Source organism: Streptomyces sp. NH27 (assembly GCF_056859195.1).
This window is the reverse complement of record NZ_JACEGK010001097.1, coordinates 1-436: the sequence shown is the minus strand read 5'-3', so window position 1 is coordinate 436 and position 436 is coordinate 1. Positions and strand designations below refer to the sequence as shown.

The following is a 436-nucleotide window of genomic DNA, read 5'->3' as shown; positions in this document are numbered from 1 at the left end:
TGGTTGTAGCGATTGGTTTTCCACAATCCAAGTCTTCTGATTCGATTGGTTTTGGTTTTTTCAATTTCGAAACGACTCCTACGTATTTAACAAAGTTATCTAAGCAAGTTTCAAGGAATTTAACAGTTCCTTCGTTGGTGATATTTCCGTTGTTATCAAAAGCTTCCTTATCTTTACCAAGAAGGAATTCGTTACCTGGAAGCGTGTATGCATTAACACCAGGAGCATCAAGGATTTTACGAAGGTGAACTTGAGCACGTGATGTTCCTTGGTCATAGTATGATGCACCCACAATCATAACAGGCTTGTTTTCAAATGGATGAACTTCGTATGAAAGCCATTCAAGTACAGATTTGAGTGAAGCTGAGATAGTGTGGTTATGCTCAGGAGTAGCAATGATAACACCATCTGCACGAGTAATTTTGTTATATAAATA

The 436-nt window shown here is 37.8% G+C and carries 1 protein-coding gene; it reads right to left on the bottom strand.

The window, feature by feature from the left end; genetic code table 11:
* On the bottom strand, positions 1-436 hold a 436-nt coding region (locus tag AC13HU_RS38205; protein WP_483046584.1), incomplete at both ends, for an NADPH-dependent FMN reductase.